This is a genomic window from Methylobacterium planeticum (assembly GCF_008806345.1).
GTDB lineage: Bacteria > Pseudomonadota > Alphaproteobacteria > Rhizobiales > Beijerinckiaceae > Methylobacterium > Methylobacterium planeticum.
In genome coordinates, this window is the sequence record NZ_VZZJ01000009.1 from 14,571 (window position 1) to 30,708 (window position 16,138).

Below are 16,138 nucleotides of genomic sequence, written 5' to 3' on the forward strand. Positions count from 1 at the left end.
CCGCCCCGGAGAGGCGACATCCGACCGCTCGGTCCTCGATTGCCCCGCGCCACCGCTTGCGCCGGGACGGGAAGCCCGGAACCTCGGCCGGACATATTACAGGTTCAATTCGCGTCCCGATGCAAGAGGGACGCGCCGTCCGGCCGGGATTACCCCAGCCGATGCGGCCGTATCAGGGGCCGATGCCGAGGGACTTCAGCTTGCGGTGCAGCGCCGAGCGCTCCATGCCGATGAATTCGGCCGTGCGCGAGATGTTGCCCGAGAAGCGCGCGATCTGCGCGACGAGGTACTCCCGCTCGAAGATCTCCCGGGCTTCGCGCAGGGCCAGGCTCATCAGCTTCTCGCCGCCCGCCCCGTTCGGGGTGGTGGGCACCAGCGCCCCGATCTCGGAGGGCAGCATCTCGGAGGTGACCTCCTGCTCCGGGTCGGTGTGGGTCAGGATCATCAGCCGCTCGACGTTGTTGCGGAGCTGGCGGACGTTGCCGGGCCAGTCGTGCGATTGCAGCACGGCCATCGCATCCTCGGCGATGCGCCGGCGCGGCAAGCCGGTGGCGGCCGAGATCTGGTCCATGAAGAACGAGATCAGCTCCGGCACGTCCTCGCGCCGCTCGGAGAGGGAGGGCACGCGGATCGGCACCACCGAGAGGCGGTGGAACAGGTCCTCCCGGAAGCGCCCGCCCGCGATCTCCTCGGCGAGGTCGCGCGAGGAGGAGGAGATGATGCGCACGTCCACGTGGACGCGGGTGGTGCCCCCGACCCTCTGGAAGTTCTGATCGACCAGAACCCGCAGGATGCGGTTCTGGGTCTCGCGCGGCATGTCCGCGACCTCGTCGATGTAGAGGGAGCCGCCATGCGCCTCCTCCAGCGCGCCGACGCGGCGGACCCGCCCCTCCCCCGCCTCGACCCCGAAGAGCTCGGCTTCCATGTTCTCCGGCGTGATCGTCGCCGCGTTGATGACCACGAAGGGGCCGTTGGCCCGTCCCGAGGCGCCGTGCAGCGTGCGCGCGGAGAGCTCCTTGCCGGAGCCCGGCGCCCCCGAGATCATGACCCGGGCATTGGTGGGCGCCACGCGCTCCACCGTCTGGCGCAGCTGGTTGACGGCGACGGATCCGCCCACGAGGCGGCTCGCCTGCCCCGAGCGCGCCTTGAGGTCCTTGACCTCGCGCTTCAGACGCGACGCCTCGAGCGCCCTCTCGGCCACCAGGATCAGGCGGTCGGCCTTGAAGGGCTTCTCGATGAAGTCGTAGGCCCCCGCCTTGATGGCCGAGACCGCGGTCTCGATGTTGCCGTGGCCCGAGATCATCACGACCGGCAGGTCGGGATGGCCCGCCTTGACGAGGTCGAGCACCTGCAGCCCGTCGAGGCGCGAGCCCTGCAGCCAGATGTCGAGGAAGACGAGGTGGGGGCGGCGCGCCTCGATCGCCGCCAGCGCGTCGTCGGAGCTGCCCGCCGTGCGGGTGCGGTGGCCCTCGTCGTCGAGGATGCCGGCCACGAGGTCGCGGATGTCGGCCTCGTCGTCGACGATCAGGATATCGGCGCTCATTGCAGCATCTCCGCGATCTGGGGGCCCGTCCGCGCGGTGCCCTTCTCTTCGTGTCCGCCAGGGCGTCCACCCGGGGTCTGGTCCGCCGGCCCGTCGCCGGCCAGCACGCGCGGCACCCGCATCCGCACGCGCCCGCCGCGACCGGCCGGGTTGTCGTTCAGCTCGATCCCGCCGCCATGCTCCTCGAGCACCTTGCTGACGATGGCGAGGCCGAGCCCGGTGCCGCCCTCGCGGGTCGTCATATAGGGCTCGAGCAGGCGCTGGCGCCCTTCGGCCGGGAATCCCTTCCCGTTATCGGTGACCTCGATGACCGCGAAGGCCTCCTCGAGGCTCAGGGACAGCTCGACGCGACCCTTGCCGAGCTCCGCCTCCGGCACCGCGGCGACCGCCTCGACGGCATTCTTGAGGATGTTCGTCAGAACCTGCGACAGGAGGCGGATGTCGAAGGCGGCGGTGACCCGCTCGCCGCCCTCCACGCCCCTGGCCGAGAAGGCGAAATCGAGGTCGGGATGCGCCACCCGCATCATGAAGAGGTTCTGCTTGGCGATCTCGGTCAGGTCGTGCTCGGCGATGGCGGGCTTGGGCATGCGGGCGAAGGAGGAGAACTCGTCCACCATGCGCTTGATCTCGTCGACCTGGCGCACGATCGTCGCAGTGCACTGGTCGAACACGTCGCGGTCGGTGGTGATGACCTTGCCGTACTTGCGCCGGATGCGCTCGGCCGAGAGCTGGATCGGGGTCAGCGGGTTCTTGATCTCGTGGGCGATGCGGCGCGCCACGTCGGCCCAGGCCGAGGTGCGCTGGGCCGAGACGAGGTCGGTGATGTCGTCGAGGGTGACGACGAATCCGCGGGCGGCGCCCTGCGTCTGCTCGCTCGTGACCCGCACCGTCACCGTGCGCTCGCGCCCGTCACGGGTGAGCTGGATCTGCTGCTGCAGCGCCCGCTGGCGTCCCTCGGCCTCGGGGAAGAGCGGCGCCAGCTCGGGGACCGTTTGGGTCAGCGGCATGCCGATGAGATCCTCCCCCGTGAGGCCCAGCATGCGCTCGGCCCCCGGATTGGCGATGGTGACGAGGCCGCCCGCATCGACGCCGATGACCCCCGGCGAGACGCCGGACAGCACGGCCTCGGTGAAGCGGCGGCGGCGGTCGATCAGGTCGCTCGCGGCCGTCAGCCCCGCGTGCTGGCGGCGGAGCTCCTGCGTCATCTTGTTGAAGCTCTCGCCGAGATGCGCGAGGTCCCCGTCGGCCTTCCGGGCGGGCACCTGCGCGTAGAAATTGCCCGAGGCGACCTGATCGGCCGCGTTGATGAGGCGCCGGATCGGGGCGACGAAGCGGTTGGCGAAGTTCAGCCCGAACCAGACCGCCGACAGGAGCGCGATGAGGGCGATCAGCACGAAGACCGACGCGAAGGTGACCTGGATCGAGCGCTTCAGGGAATCGTAGGTCAGGTACTCGGCGGCGGCCGCGCGCGAGACGCCGGGGAACTCGATGGCGAGCTGGCTGACCTCCCGCTGCACGAGGAGCACCGCGTCGTCGTAGGCCGGCATGCGCAGGAGGGCGGCGAAGACCCGGCCCTCCGTCGGCAGCAGGCAGATGGGGTCGTTCGATTTCGCCGCATCCTCGAACGCCGCGGCCGAGGGCAGGCGCGTCTGCTTCAGGATATCGATCTTGGCGCGCGCCACCACGTCGGTCGGCCCCCGCATGATCTGGGCGACGGGCAGCCCGAGATTCGTCGCGCGGGTGGTGAGGAAGTTCTCGAACCATTCACGGTTCACATCGAAGTTCGGGCGCGCGCGGGTGAGATCGTCGTTGAGGATGCGGATCTCGCGGGCGAGGCTCTGGCACTGGTTCTCCTGGTAGGCATCCGCCACCTCGACGGATTTCAGCACCACGTCGCGGACCCGGTCCGTGAAGCCGAGGGAGAGGCCGCGGTCGATCGTCACCGAGGCCACCACGGCGAGCAGGATGGTGGGCAGGATCGCGATCAGGCTGAACAGGCCGACGATGCGGGTGTGCAGCCGCGCCACCGCAGCATTGGCCCGGCGCGCGTGCAGGAAGACCCGCGCCTCCCAGGCGATCACCACCACGAGGCTGAGAACGAGGAAGACGTTGATGGCGAGCAGCGTCACGCCGATCGTCGGCGTCGGCGTGACGCGGATCACGCCGGCCAGGATCAGGAAGGTGGCGATCGCCGAGACCAGCGCCGTGGCGACGACGGCGGCCCCGATCCAGCCGGGGCCGCGCGGGCCGGGCTTCATCGCCTCGGCGACGCCCCCCTCCGACGCGAACGGATCGGGCCCGCCGCCGGATTCGGCGGAGGGAGCGTCGGCAGCGCCGGCGCCTTCCGGAGAGCCGCCCGATTTCCTGGAACGTCGCAGAAACGGCATCCCTGATGCAGGGCCACAACAGTGTGGCGAAATTAATACGAATCGGGCTGGAGCGGCGGAATCTACAACCGCAAATCGTCAGCTCGGATACGGTCAAGCTCCGGATCGATTGCGTGAATCGGCCCTGTGCTGGCGGCTCCTACTCCACCGTCGTGCGCTTGAACAGGCTCGCCGTGCGACGGCGTCGGCTTGCGCCTCGATCCCGCGGTCCGGGGCGCGTCGACCCGAGGGGAAGGCCGGAACGGGCGCCCCCCGATCCTCGGTTCGCGAATCGGCAGGCCCGGCGCGATCGAGGCCGTCGACCGGAGCGCCGTTCAGAGATCCGTCGTCACGCTCAGGCCGTCATAGGCCGGGGTCACGTGCGGGGGCAGCTTGCGGGCGAGCGTCGCGTAGTCGAGGTCGGTGTGGAGGTTCGTCAGGATGGCGCGCTGCGGTGCGACCTCTTCGATCAGCGCGAGGGCGTCCGAGACGGAGTAATGGGTCGGGTGCGGCGTCTCGCGCAGGGCGTCGATGATCAGGAGATCGAGGCCGCGCAACGCCGACTTGCTCGCCTCCGGCATCAGGCTGACATCGGGCGCGTAGGCGGTCGGACCGAAGCGGAAGCCGAGGGCGGCCTCGTTGCCGTGCTCCATGCCGAAGGGCCGCGCCGTCAGCGTGCCGCCCGGCCCCTCGATCGCGACCGGTTCGCCCTCCACGAGGTCGTGCATGTCGAGGATCGGCGGGTAGGCGCTCCCCGGCGGCGTCACGAAGCAGTAGCCGAAGCGCGTCTCGAGGAGCGTCCGGGTGAGCGCGTCGGCAAAGACCGGGATGCGCCGCCGCATGTGGATCACCAGGGGGCGGACATCGTCGATGCCGTGGGTGTGGTCCGCATGCGCGTGGGTGAACAGCACGGCATCGAGGCGGCTGACGCCCGCATCGATGAGCTGCTCGCGCAGGTCCGGCGAGGTGTCGACGAGGAGCGTGGTCGCGCCCTCCCCGTCCCGGCGCTCGGCGAGGATCGAGCAGCGGCGCCGGCGGTTGCGCGGCTCGTTCGGGTCGCAGGCGCCCCAGCCGTAGGCGACGCGGGGCACGCCGCCGGATGAGCCGCAACCGAGAATATGCAGGGTCAGCGTCGCCATCCGGACCTCCCGCCCGGTTGGTACCTGAGCGCACCCCGTCCTGTCATGCCCCCATTCCCGCCACAGGCCCCCCGCCCGCCTTGGCGAAGAGGCGGTGGAAGTTCGCGCTCGTCAGGGCGGCGAAATCCCCGAAGGGCAGCCCGAGCGTGGCGGCGAGCGCGCGGGCCGTATCCGCCGTGTAGGCCGGTTCGTTGGTGCGCCCGCGATGCGGCTCGGGCGCGAGGAACGGCGCGTCGGTCTCGACCAGGATCCGGTCGTGGGGCACGGCGCGCGCGATCTCGCGCAGGTCGTGCGAGCGGCGGAAGGTGACGATGCCGGAGAACGAGACCGACAGCCCAAGCTCGACGCCGATTTCGGCCAGGCGCCGGCCCGACGAGAAGCAGTGCAGCACGGCCTTGAAGGCGCCGCGCCCCATCTCGTCGGTGAGCACCGCCTCCATGTGGGCATCGGCGTCGCGGGCATGGATCACCAGCGGCAGGCCGGTCATGCGCGCCGCCGCGATATGGGCGCGCAGCACCCGCTCCTGCACGGCCTCGGGAGCCGCGTCGTCGTAGTGATAGTCGAGGCCCGCCTCGCCGATGCCGATGCAGCGCGGATGGTCGGTGAGAGCGGCGATGGCCTCGGCCGGTATCTCCGGCTCCTCGGCGGCGCCGTGCGGGTGGGTGCCCACGGTGTACCAGACTTCGGGATGCGCCTCCGCGATGGCCCGGTAGGTGTCGGCCTTCGCGACGCGGGTCGAGATCGTGAGCATCCGGGTTACCCCCGCATCCCTGGCGCGCGCGATGACGCCCGGCAGGTCGGCGGCGAAATCCGGGAAGTCGAGATGGCAGTGGCTGTCGATCAGCATGGAATTCAGGGGAGCAGGGGTGGGATCGTCCTCACCCGGCATGGGTGCGGACACGCGGCCGGGTGGAGGACGGATGCGGCGTGGGACGCGGCTCGGATGAGCCCCGGCGGCCTCCCCCCGCGAAGGGGAGAGGACGGGGCCGCCCTCACGCCGCCTCCGGCTCGATGAAGCGCGGGAAGATCGGCGCCGGAGCCGGAAGGGCGGTGCCGGGCATGAGGCGATGCGCCTCGCCGACATGATCGAGGCTCCGCGCCTCCGGCGAGACGGCGAGGAGGTCGAGGAGCGCCGCGCCCGCCGTCGGCACGAAGGGCTGGACCAGGATGCCGACCGCCCGCAGGGTCTCGATCGTCACGTACAGGACGGTGTTCATCCGCTCCGGGTCGGTCTTGCGCAGGCGCCAGGGCTCCTCGCCCGCGAAGTAGCGGTTGGCGCTGCTCACCACCGCCCAGATCTCGGCGAGCGCCGTGTGCAGCGCCAGATCGTCGATCGCCGCCCGCGCCTTGCCGGGCAGCGCGTCGGCGGCGGACAGCAGGGCGCGGTCGGCGTCCGTGAGCGGACCAGGTGCCGGCACCGCGCCGTCGCAATTCTTGGCGATCATCGAGAGCGAGCGCTGCGCGAGGTTGCCGAGGTCGTTGGCGAGGTCCGCGTTGATGCGCCCGATGATGGCCTCGTGGCTGTAATTGCCGTCGCCGCCGAAGGGCACCTCGCGCAGCACGAAGTAGCGGAGCTGATCGACGCCGTAGGTCGTGATCAGGTCCATCGGGTCGACCACGTTGCCGAGCGACTTCGACATCTTCTCGCCCTTGGAGAGCAGGAAGCCGTGGCCGAAGACCCGGCGGGGGAGCGGCAGCCCCGCCGACATCAGGAAGGCCGGCCAGTAGACGGCGTGGAAGCGCACGATGTCCTTGCCGATGACGTGGAGGTCCACCGGCCAGTGATGCCAGCGCGGGTCGCCAGCGTCGGGAAAGCCGCAGACGGTGAGGTAGTTCGTCAGGGCATCGACCCAGACATACATCACGTGGCCGGGGGCATCCGGCACCGGCACGCCCCAATCGAAGGTCGTGCGGCTGACGGACAGATCCTTGAGCCCCGAGCGCACGAAGCTCGCGACCTCGTTGCGGCGGGTCTCCGGGCCGATGAAGTCGGGCTCGGCCTCGTAGAGCGCGAGCAGCTTCTCGCCGTAGGCGGAGAGCCGGAAGAGGTAGTTCTCCTCCTCGGTCCACTCGACCGGGGTCTGGGTCATCTTCGCGCGGCGCGTCCCGTCCGGCCCGATCTCGGTCTCGTCCTCGCCGTACCAGGCCTCGTCGCGCACCGAGTACCAGCCGATATATTTCGACAGGTAGATGTCGCCGTTGTCGCGCATGCGTTGCCAGATCGCCTGCGCGGCGGCGAAATGGTCAGGCTCGGTGGTGCGGATGAAGCGGTCGTGGCTGCAGTTCAGCGCCTCCGCCATGAGACGGAACTTCTGGGACATCTCGTCGACCAGTGCCCGCGGCGTCGTGCCGAGCCGCGCCGCCGTCTGCTGGATCTTGAGGCCGTGCTCGTCGGTGCCCGTGGTGAAGAGCACGTCGTAGCCGTCGAGGCGCTTGAACCGGGCGATGGCATCGGTCGCGATCACCTCGTAGGCATGCCCGATATGGGGGGCACCGTTCGGGTAGGAGATCGCGGTGGTGAGGCTGTATCTGCCCTTTGCCGGGTTTTGGGCCGTCACGTCAGAGGTTCCCCGGATACGCGGATCGTGGGCTCCCGTGATCCCGGCAGGGCAGGATCACAGGATCAGAGGGTTTCGCAAGCCCTGGAGCGTTCCTGAGCCGGCCGGCTCGGGCCCGCACGCGGATGCCGCTTCCCACCAACGCCCCGCCGCCCAGACCGAGGCGGCGCTAGGCAGCCCGCACGGCGCCCGCGAGGTCCCCGAACAGGGACAGGACGAGGGGCCGGCGGTCGAGGTTGTAGGTCGCGGTCTCCCGGGCGGCGCGGGCGATCTTGTCACACACCTCGACCAGGGCCGCAAGGCGAGCGGGGGGCTCGCTCCGGCGTCGGTCGATCTCGGCCGAGACGAAGCGGAACACCGTGTCGAGGCTCGCCTCGAACAGGGCATCGGCGTCCCGCGCCGCGAGCATGTCGGCGAGGGTCAGGATCCGGCGCCAATCCGGGTGCTCGAGCCGGGCGAGCAGCGTCTCGACCTCGGCGACGAGGCTCGCGGTGGCGGGATCGAGCATCGCCACGGCTCGCGCCACCGAGCCTTCCGCGAGGCCGGCCGCCCGCGCGAGCGCGGCTTCGTCCGGCGTCCCGAAGGGCGCGGGGAAGCCCGCCACAACGGCGGCGACCTCATTGTCGCCGAGGGGCCGGAGGGTCAGGGCGCGGCAGCGCGAACGGATCGTGGGCAGGAGGCGGCCCGGGGCGTGGCTGACGATGAGGAAGAGCGAGCGCGGGGGGGGCTCCTCCAGCATCTTGAGGAGCGCGTTGGCGCTGTTCGGGTTGAGGTCCTCGGCGCTGTCGACGATGCAGATGCGGTAGCCCGCATTGCCGGCCGTCGAGCCGAAGAGGTCGAGGGCCTTGCGGGCCGCATCGACCGGGATCTTGGTGGGCAGGGTCTTGGCGCCGGGCACCCGGTGACGCCGGAGCGCCACGAGGTTGGGATGCGACAGCGCCGCGACCTTCCGGGCGGCCGGATGATCCGCCGCGACATGGAGCCGATCCGGCGCCTCCCGCCGGTCGGGATGGGCCAGGAGCCAGCGCGCCACCCGGTAGGCCAGGGTCGCCTTGCCGATGCCCTGCGGGCCGCCGATCAGCCAGGCATGGTGCAGGCGCCCGGAGCCGATCGCGGCGGAGAAGGCCGCCTCGGCCGCCGCATGCCCGACGAGCCGGGTCTCCTCGCGGGGACGCGGCACCTCGGCGAGGTCCCCCGGCTCGACGTCGTCCGGTGCCCGCTCAAGCGGCATCGTGTCGGCTCTCCGTGGCGTTCCGGAACAGGCTCGGCAGACGGGCCTCCACGACGGCGCGGATCTCGGCCTCGACCGCATCGGGCTCGTGGGCGGCGTCGATCAGGGCGCAGCGGTCTGGCTCGGCCTCCGCGATGGCGCGGAAGCCCGCGCGCAGGCGGGCGTGGAAGCCGAGGGCCTCGGCCTCGAAGCGATCGGGGGCGCCCTCCCCCGCCCGCGCACGCGCCCGGGCGAGGCCCGCCTCGGGGGGCAGATCGAGGATCAGCGTGAGGTCGGGCCGGGTCTCGCCCACCGCCACGCGCTCCAGGGCCCGGACCGTCCGGGCATCGAGCCCGCCCGCCGCCCCCTGATAGGCGCGGGTGGAGTCGGCGAACCGGTCGCAGAGGACGATCTCGCCGCGCCGCAGCGCCGGGCGGATCAGGCGGTCGAGGTGGTCGATCCGGGCCGCGGTGAACAGCAGCGCCTCGGCGAACGGGCCGTAGGGCTTGGCGAGGCCGGCCAGCAGGGCCTCGCGGATCTCCTCAGCCCGCGCCGAGCCGCCGGGTTCCCGGGTGCTCACGACCTCGCGACCGCTCCGCTCGCGCAGATGGCGGGCGAGGCGGGCCACCTGGGTCGACTTGCCCGCCCCCTCCCCGCCCTCGAACGTGATGAAGACGCCGGCCGGCGGGACAGCCTTCACGAGGGGTTGCTGGCCTTGCCGAAGGCGCGCCGGAACAGGCCGGTGCCGACCTCGAGCGCGGCATCGAGCGCGCGCTGCGGGATCGTGCCCGCCGCCACCGTCTCGCCCGCGTAGAGGGGCTGATCGAGGGCCACGGTGTCGCCCCGCATGATGCGCAGGCGGCCGATCTCGCGGCCCTGCTCCACCGGTGCGGTGAGCGGCCCCTGGTAGACGGCACGCGCCGAGATCCGCTCGCCCGAGCCCCGCGGCAGCAGGAGGCGCACCGGCTTCCTGGCCACGAGGGTCACGCTGCCCTTCTCGCCGCCGAAGACCGAGGCCTCCGCCACGGTCTCGCCGGCGTTGAAGACCTGGCGCGGCTCGAAGGCGCGGAAGCCCCATTCCATCAGCTTGCGGGATTCCGCGGCGCGGTCGCGGGCGGTCTTGAGGCCGCTCACCACCATGACGAGGCGCTGGCCGTTCTGGACGGCCGAGCCGGTCAGGCCGTAACCCGATTCCTCGAGGTATCCGGTCTTGAGGCCATCCGCCCCGATGTCGAGGGCGAGCAGCGGATTGCGGTTCTGCTGCTTGATCTTGTTCCAGGTGAACTCGCGCTCCGCGAAGATCTTGTAGAGGTCCGGGTAGGTGTCGATGAGGTGCATCGCGAGCTTGGCGAGGTCGCGGGCGGTCACCTTCTGGTCCGGGGCCGAGTAGCCCGTGGCGTTGCGGAAGACCGACTTCGTCAGGCCGAGTTCCTTGGCCTTGGCGTTCATCATCCCGGCGAAGGCTTCCTCCGAGCCCGCCATGTTCTCCGCGATGGTGATGGCCGCGTCGTTGCCGGATTGCACGATGAGGCCGCGCAGCAGGTCCGACATCTTGATGCGGCTGTTCACCTGGGCGAACATCGAGGAGCCGCCGCCCCCCGCCCCGCCCCGGCGCCAGGCGTCCTCCGTCACCGTGAACTCCGTCTCCATGGTGAGGCGGCCCGATTTCAGGGCGTCGAAGACGATCTCGGTCGTCATCAGCTTGGCCATGCTGGCCGGCGAGAACAGCTCGTCGGCGGCCTTCTCGAACAGCACGGAGCCCGAATCCGCATCGATCAGGATCGCGTGCGGGGCCGCCGTCTGGAAGTTCTGAGCCGCGGCGGGCCGGGCGGCGGGGAGCGCGAGCAGGCCGAGACAGGACAGAGCCGCGAGGACCGTCCGGATGGATCTCACACGCATCGATACCCTCAACCCCTTCGGACCGCCGAGACGGCGTCCCTTCCCTGTGCCCCGCAAAGCGAGACCCTACAGCGGTTTGCCCGTCAAATCGAACGCAAGTTCGCCGCGGGCGCCGTCGGGATCGGGCTCGTCCGAACGCCGGCTCCGGGGATCCGGGGCAGCGGGAGGGACGACCGATGCGATCAGTAGATCTCGGCCAGCCGAGAGCGGGGACGCTGGGACTTCGCCGGCAGGGAGGCCGGGCTCGTCGCCTTGCCGGGCGGGGCTGCATTCGGCGCCGCCGCGAGCTTGGCGATCGTCAGCTTGGCGGAAACCGGGATCGGGGCGGGCGCCCGCGCGCCGGCGAGCCGAACCGGCTCGGCCGCCCGCGCGGCCGGAGCCCCCGCGGGTTTGCCCGGGGCCGGCGGGACGCGGGAGGCGAGGAGAACGGGTCCGGCCCGCGGCGGAACCGGCTTGCCGGCCATGGCCGGGGCCGAGAGCTTCGTCGGATTGGCACGCCCCGGATTGAGCCCGGCCACCGGCATGGCAGGGGTGATCGCGAGGGGCTGGGCCGCTAGGGCCGGGATGCGCCCCTGGGCGTGCGGCGGCGCGGGGCGGAACGGCGTCCCGCGCGGGGCTGTCGGCTGCAGGGCGGGCGGCACCGCGACGGCGGCGCTCGCCACGAGCACGGGCGCCGGCCGCAGCCGGGCCGCCGGTGCCTCCTCGGTGGTCTCCTCCCGGGGCTTGAAGGCGAGCGGCGCCCGTGTGCGGGCCAGGGGCTCGGCGGATTCCGCGGCGTCGGTGCCGAGATCGGCGAGCATGATCGGCGAGCGTCCGCCGACGGCGGCCGGGCGCCCGTCGGTGCGCAGCGTCGCCATCAGCTTGCGGTCGTCGCTTCTCGCGACCGACGCCTTCCCGACATACTCGACGCGCACCCGGGTGGTGCCGCGACGGTGGAATTCGAGGGCCTCCGCCACCGCTTCCGAGACATCCATCACCCGGTCCGCGTGGTAGGGACCGCGATCGTTGACGCGCACGATCATCGAGTGCCCGTTGGCCACGTTGGTGACCCGTGCGTAGCTCGGCAGCGGCAGGGTCGGGTGGGCGGCGGCGATCGAGTGGCGGTCGAAGACCTCGCCGTTGGCCGTCTGGCGACCGTGGAAGGCGCTGCCGTACCAAGAGGCGAGCCCTTCCCGGACGTAGCCCCGGGCATCCTCGCGGGGCACGTAGGTGCGCCCCGCAACGACGTAGGGCTTGCCCGAGAAGCGGCGTCCGCCCCCCTTCGGGATCGCGTCGCCCTCGTTGTAGAGGCGCGGGCTCGCCTTGACACCGTATTTCGGGTCGATGCCGTTGCCGGAGGAGGACGCGGCGAATTTCTGCGGGCTGGTGCTGCAATTGGCGGTGGCCAGCGCGATCGCCGAGACCGCGAGGATGCGCCGGAGCGGGAGCGCGCACAGATGCGGCATCCCGGCCTTCGTCGAACGCGCCATACCAACCACTCGGGGCTCACCGCATACGCCACTGGCCGCAACCCGGCGCGGTGAGCACGGCCGGACACGCCCTGCCGGTCGGCACCGCGAAGTGCGGCGCTGCCCGGAGGCCGGCAGAATTGTCCGGACGACGTAAAGGAAGGCTGAACGGGAGGCGCGCGCCGGGTCTTCTCGAGACGCGAATGCCGAGGCGGCAGTTAAGTCGATGACCGAAGTTGTTACACTATCACATTGCCACGGAAGAGAAAATTACTTCCGAGACATTCCCTTTCAAGGCAGGAGGGCGCCTCAGGAGAGTCCTCGGCCCCGCTCAGGGGGACACCTGAGACAAGACTTGAGCTATTCCTGCCAAGGTCCCGCTCCGGATGGATTTTTCTTGGATCCAACACGTGAGCCCGGCGTCAGCGGGAGGTGGTCTCGTTCAGCTGCTCGATCGACTTCGCGCCGCGCTGCTTGAACAGCAGGTCGAGGGCTTCGAGCATGATGGCGTGCATCTTGGTGCGCTCCGCGTAGGCGAGGTCGCGCAACTGATCGTAGACGGGCGGCTCGAGGTAGACCGACATCTGGCGGGCGCGCTCCTTCAGGGTCGCGCTCGGCCGGGGCGCGGGCGCCGGGGCGACGTCGAGCTGGACGATCTCGGCCGTCGGCGATCCCTGCACCGGGACGGGCTTGGGCACCGCGGCCTTGGGCATCGCGGCCTTGGGCGCCGCGGGCTTGGCCGCCGCGGGCTTGGGCGCGGGCGCCGCCGCCGCGACGATCGACGCCAGGTTGAGCTTAGGCGGCTTTGACATGCTTGGCCCCCTGCATCCGCCGCTCGATCCAGCTCCACAGCCGGCGCACCTCGGTGGCCGCCTGTCCCTTCGGGTTGAACTCGGTGACGCCCTGCCCGACCCCGATGGCGTCCTGGTGGTCCGTGCGCGCCACGATGTTGACGTCGGGCAGGATGCCCAGCACCGCGAGGCCGTCGGCGGCATCGCGGATGCGATAGGAGCGTGGGGGCGTCTGGTTCAGCACGAAGGCGAACTTCTTCTCCAGCCGGTACACGGCGGCGAGCGTCGGCTTGAAGGCGCGGAGATCCGCGGGCGTGGGGCGGCATGGAATGATGCAGAGGTCGGCCGCGCGGATTGCCGAGAGCGTACCGGTGGAGTCGACGCCGGGCGTATCGATGAAGACGTAATCGTAGGACGACTCGCGCAGCTGGACCATCACCGCATCGATCTGCGTGGCGTCGATCTGCGCCACCTCGGGGCCCGCCGCGGTCCGATGGTCGAGCCAATCGCTGATCGTCGCCTGCCGGTCCATCTCGAGGATGCAGACGGAATGACCCGCCTCCTGCGCAGCGACCGCGAGCGAGATGCAGAGCGTGCTCTTACCGCTGCCCCCCTTCTGCGTGACGAACGTGATGGCTTTCATCCCGGCCTTCCTTGGCTCGCGTTGCCTGCAACCGCAGCGTGAGGTTATTACAACTTAGGGTTAGGGTGCCGCCGAAGATCCGACAGCGCCGCGCGAACCTGGGCCGAAGGGGGAAGACACGGCGGTCCCGTCGTCCTTTGACCCAAGGATGCGCTGATCCCTGGTCTCGGCCATCATGGTTAACACCGGGTTAAGGCCGCCCGGGATCCACGCATCCCCGGATCCCGGGACCGGAACTGCGGAAAGATCTTGAGAGCGACCGGCGGGAGGCGATGCTACTTTTGTGTTCGAATCAGAATATTACCTTAGGTTGCCACCCGGAGGGGCAATCTCAGTAATGCCCTTTCCATAGCGCCGCCCATGCCTTAGATGTGCTGGATCTCGACCCCGACCGCAAGCGACGAGGCAACCTCAGATTAATTCCCGCGGCGATCCGCAGTCTCGGGGGTTAGGGCCCTTCCGGCGTCGTTGAAGGATTTCCATGGCTGATGCCCCGATCCCGCGCGCGCCCGCCGACCTCGAGGCGGCCCTGGAAGCCTCAGGCTTCGTGGGATCGTGGCGGCACGACCTCTGGCAGGGGCGGCTCGCCCTGACGGCTCCCTTCGCGCGACTCCTCGGGATCGATCCGGAGCGGGCGGCCGAAGGGGTGCCCATGGCGGCCTTCCTCGACCGGATGCATCCCGACGACCGCACCCGGATCGAGAACCATCTCCACGCGGCGAGCGATGCGGGCGGTCCGTTCGAGGCGGAGTTCCGGACGCTGAGCGGCCGGGAGGGCGTGCGCAGCCTGATGATGCGCGGACGCATCGAGCAGGACACCTCGGGTCGGCCCGTCCACGGCTGCGGCATCGCCATCGATCTCACGGAGGACCGGGCCGCGACCCTTCAGCAGGCCGAGCGCCTGGTGAACCGCATGGCCGAGCACGCGATCGCGATGCGGAGCCTCGTCGACGGGCTGAACCGGCCGTCCCTGTCCAAGCTCGTCGACGGCCTGATGATCGAGATCGGATTCGAGCTGGCGCGGCACCTGCGCGGCGCGCAGGACCTGCGCCCGCACTGACCCCGGGCCGACCTACCGCGCCGTGCGGAACACCTGCAGGTCGAGATCGCGCACCTTCTTGCGCAGGGTGTTCCTGTTGACGCCGAGGAGTTCGGCGGCGCGGATCTGGTTGCCGCGGGTGGCCGCGAGCGCCGCTCCGATCAACGGCCCCTCGATCTCCCGCAGGATCCGGTGATAGAGACCCGGCGGCGGCAGGGTGTCGCGGTAGCCCGAGAAGTACTCCGAGAGGTGGCGCTCGACGGCCCCCGACAGGGTCTCGTTCTCGCCTCCGCCCTTCCGGGTGCCGTTCGAGCCCGGCGCAGCGGAGGATTGGGCGAGCGGCAGGGTATCGAGCTCGGCCTCGATCACCGGGCCGGTGATGGTCTCCTGCGGATAGAGGGCGGCGAGACGGCGCACGAGGTTCTCGAGCTCGCGCACGTTCCCGGGCCAGCGATAGCGCTTGAGCCGCTCCATCGCGTCGCCGTCGAGGGTCTTGCGGGTGAGGCCCTCGCGCTCCACGAGGACGAAGAAGTGCCGCACCAGGTCCGGCACATCCTCGGAGCGCTCCCGCAGGGCGGGCAGGCGCAGGGGCACCACGTTCAGGCGGAAGAACAGGTCCTCGCGAAAGATTCCCTGCTGGATCGAGACGCGCAGGTCCTTGTTGGTGGCCGCGATGATCCGGACATTGGTCTTGATCGGGACGCGGCCGCCGACGGTGGTGTACTCGCCCTGCTGCAGCACGCGCAGGAGCCGGGTCTGGGCCTCCATCGGCATGTCGCCGATCTCGTCGAGGAAGAGGGTGCCGCCCTCCGCCTGCTCGAAGCGGCCGGCCGAGCGCGAGAGCGCCCCCGTGAAGGCCCCCTTCTCGTGGCCGAAGAGCTCGGACTCGATCAGGTCGCGCGGGATCGCCGCCATGTTGACGGGCACGAACGGCCCGGTGCGCCGGCGCCCGTAATCGTGGAGCGCGCGCGCCACCAGCTCCTTGCCGGTGCCGGACTCGCCCGTGATCATCACCGTGAGGTCGGTCGGCATCAGGCGCGCCAGGGCCCGGTAGATCTCCTGCATGGCGGGCGAGCGGCCGACGAGCGGGATGTCCTCGTTCTCGGGGCCGGCGCCCGCCGGGGCCGTGCCCCGGGGCCGCGACAGCGCCCGGCCGACGATCGCGATCAGTTCCTTCAGGTCGAAGGGCTTGGGCAGGTACTCGTAGGCGCCGCGCTCGGAGGCGCGGATCGCCGTCATGAAGGTGTTCTGCGCGCTCATCACGATGATCGGCAGCTCGGGCCTCACCCGCTTGATGCGGGGGAGGAGGTCGAAGACGTTCTCGTCGGGCATCACCACGTCGGTGATGACGAGATCGCCCTCGCCCTGGGCGACCCAGCGCCAGAGCGTCGAGCAATTGCCCGTGGAGCGGACCTCGTAGCCCGCCCGCGAGAGGGCCTGATTGAGGACGGTGCGGATCGCTGCGTCGTCGTCCGCGACGATGATGTGGCCGTTGGGCATGA

At 70.7% G+C, this 16,138-nt stretch carries 13 protein-coding genes; 1 reads left to right on the forward strand and 12 read right to left on the reverse strand.

Features of this window, described 5'->3' with window-relative positions; all coding sequences use genetic code 11:
* Nucleotides 1–172: 172 nt before the first annotated feature.
* From ntrX to F6X51_RS12400, 11 genes are all read right to left on the reverse strand, one after another.
* Nucleotides 173–1,543, reverse strand: coding sequence for a nitrogen assimilation response regulator NtrX (gene ntrX / locus F6X51_RS12350; protein WP_150963970.1), 1,371 nt, complete (start codon nucleotides 1,541–1,543; stop codon nucleotides 173–175).
* Nucleotides 1,540–3,930: a sensor histidine kinase NtrY-like gene (locus F6X51_RS12355; RefSeq protein WP_150963971.1), complete on the reverse strand. Its 2,391-nt coding sequence runs from the start codon at nucleotides 3,928–3,930 to the stop codon at nucleotides 1,540–1,542. Before F6X51_RS12355 ends, ntrX begins: the two co-directional genes overlap by 4 nt.
* 314 nt (nucleotides 3,931–4,244) lie before the next feature.
* On the reverse strand, nucleotides 4,245–5,048 hold the full coding sequence (locus F6X51_RS12360) for an MBL fold metallo-hydrolase (RefSeq protein WP_150963972.1): 804 nt from the start codon (nucleotides 5,046–5,048) through the stop codon (nucleotides 4,245–4,247).
* 43 nt (nucleotides 5,049–5,091) lie between these two features.
* Nucleotides 5,092–5,895, reverse strand: a complete 804-nt coding sequence (locus tag F6X51_RS12365) for a TatD family hydrolase (protein WP_150963973.1) — start codon at nucleotides 5,893–5,895, stop codon at nucleotides 5,092–5,094.
* A gap of 145 nt (nucleotides 5,896–6,040) precedes the next feature.
* Entirely contained in the window at nucleotides 6,041–7,606 is a 1,566-nt protein-coding gene (metG, locus tag F6X51_RS12370) for a methionine--tRNA ligase (protein ID WP_150963974.1), read from the reverse strand.
* Nucleotides 7,607–7,775: 169 nt separating this feature from the next.
* On the reverse strand, nucleotides 7,776–8,837 hold the full coding sequence (locus F6X51_RS12375) for a DNA polymerase III subunit delta' (protein ID WP_150963975.1): 1,062 nt from the start codon (nucleotides 8,835–8,837) through the stop codon (nucleotides 7,776–7,778).
* On the reverse strand, nucleotides 8,827–9,516 hold the full coding sequence (gene tmk / locus F6X51_RS28575) for a dTMP kinase (RefSeq protein WP_246696771.1): 690 nt from the start codon (nucleotides 9,514–9,516) through the stop codon (nucleotides 8,827–8,829). The genes F6X51_RS12375 and tmk overlap by 11 nt, the downstream gene beginning before the upstream one ends.
* Entirely contained in the window at nucleotides 9,513–10,715 is a 1,203-nt protein-coding gene (locus tag F6X51_RS28580; RefSeq protein ID WP_150963977.1) for a D-alanyl-D-alanine carboxypeptidase family protein, read from the reverse strand. Before F6X51_RS28580 ends, tmk begins: the two co-directional genes overlap by 4 nt.
* Nucleotides 10,716–10,897: 182 nt before the next feature.
* Complete coding sequence (locus F6X51_RS12390) at nucleotides 10,898–12,184, reverse strand: septal ring lytic transglycosylase RlpA family protein (RefSeq protein WP_150963978.1); 1,287 nt, start codon at nucleotides 12,182–12,184, stop codon at nucleotides 10,898–10,900.
* Between the two features lie 401 nt (nucleotides 12,185–12,585).
* Nucleotides 12,586–12,975, reverse strand: coding sequence for a ribbon-helix-helix domain-containing protein (locus F6X51_RS12395; RefSeq protein ID WP_150963979.1), 390 nt, complete (start codon nucleotides 12,973–12,975; stop codon nucleotides 12,586–12,588).
* Entirely contained in the window at nucleotides 12,959–13,597 is a 639-nt protein-coding gene (locus F6X51_RS12400) for a ParA family protein (RefSeq protein ID WP_150963980.1), read from the reverse strand. Before F6X51_RS12400 ends, F6X51_RS12395 begins: the two co-directional genes overlap by 17 nt.
* A 481-nt stretch (nucleotides 13,598–14,078) precedes the next feature.
* Between F6X51_RS12400 and F6X51_RS12405 the strand changes: the two genes are divergently transcribed.
* Entirely contained in the window at nucleotides 14,079–14,657 is a 579-nt protein-coding gene (locus F6X51_RS12405) for a PAS domain-containing protein (protein ID WP_150963981.1), read from the forward strand.
* Between the two features lie 12 nt (nucleotides 14,658–14,669).
* On the opposite strand, the gene ntrC is transcribed toward F6X51_RS12405, so the two are convergent.
* Nucleotides 14,670–16,136 carry a nitrogen regulation protein NR(I) gene (ntrC, locus tag F6X51_RS12410; RefSeq protein WP_150963982.1) on the reverse strand — a complete coding sequence of 489 codons (1,467 nt, stop codon included), beginning with the start codon at nucleotides 16,134–16,136 and terminating at the stop codon, nucleotides 14,670–14,672.
* Nucleotides 16,137–16,138 lie beyond the last annotated feature (2 nt).

Excerpts from the sequence above, each read along its gene's own strand:
- ntrX (WP_150963970.1), bottom strand. The coding sequence starts at position 1,543 with ATGAGCGCCGATATCCTGATCGTCGACGACGAGGCCGACATCCGCGAC.
- F6X51_RS12355 (WP_150963971.1), bottom strand. The coding sequence starts at position 3,930 with ATGCCGTTTCTGCGACGTTCCAGGAAATCGGGCGGCTCTCCGGAAGGC.
- F6X51_RS12360 (WP_150963972.1), bottom strand. The coding sequence starts at position 5,048 with ATGGCGACGCTGACCCTGCATATTCTCGGTTGCGGCTCATCCGGCGGC.
- F6X51_RS12365 (WP_150963973.1), bottom strand. The coding sequence starts at position 5,895 with ATGCTGATCGACAGCCACTGCCATCTCGACTTCCCGGATTTCGCCGCC.
- F6X51_RS12375 (WP_150963975.1), bottom strand. The coding sequence starts at position 8,837 with ATGCCGCTTGAGCGGGCACCGGACGACGTCGAGCCGGGGGACCTCGCC.
- F6X51_RS28580 (WP_150963977.1), bottom strand. The coding sequence starts at position 10,715 with ATGCGTGTGAGATCCATCCGGACGGTCCTCGCGGCTCTGTCCTGTCTC.
- F6X51_RS12390 (WP_150963978.1), bottom strand. The coding sequence starts at position 12,184 with ATGGCGCGTTCGACGAAGGCCGGGATGCCGCATCTGTGCGCGCTCCCG.
- F6X51_RS12395 (WP_150963979.1), bottom strand. The coding sequence starts at position 12,975 with ATGTCAAAGCCGCCTAAGCTCAACCTGGCGTCGATCGTCGCGGCGGCG.
- F6X51_RS12400 (WP_150963980.1), bottom strand. The coding sequence starts at position 13,597 with ATGAAAGCCATCACGTTCGTCACGCAGAAGGGGGGCAGCGGTAAGAGC.
- F6X51_RS12405 (WP_150963981.1), top strand. The coding sequence starts at position 14,079 with ATGGCTGATGCCCCGATCCCGCGCGCGCCCGCCGACCTCGAGGCGGCC.
- ntrC (WP_150963982.1), bottom strand. The coding sequence starts at position 16,136 with ATGCCCAACGGCCACATCATCGTCGCGGACGACGACGCAGCGATCCGC.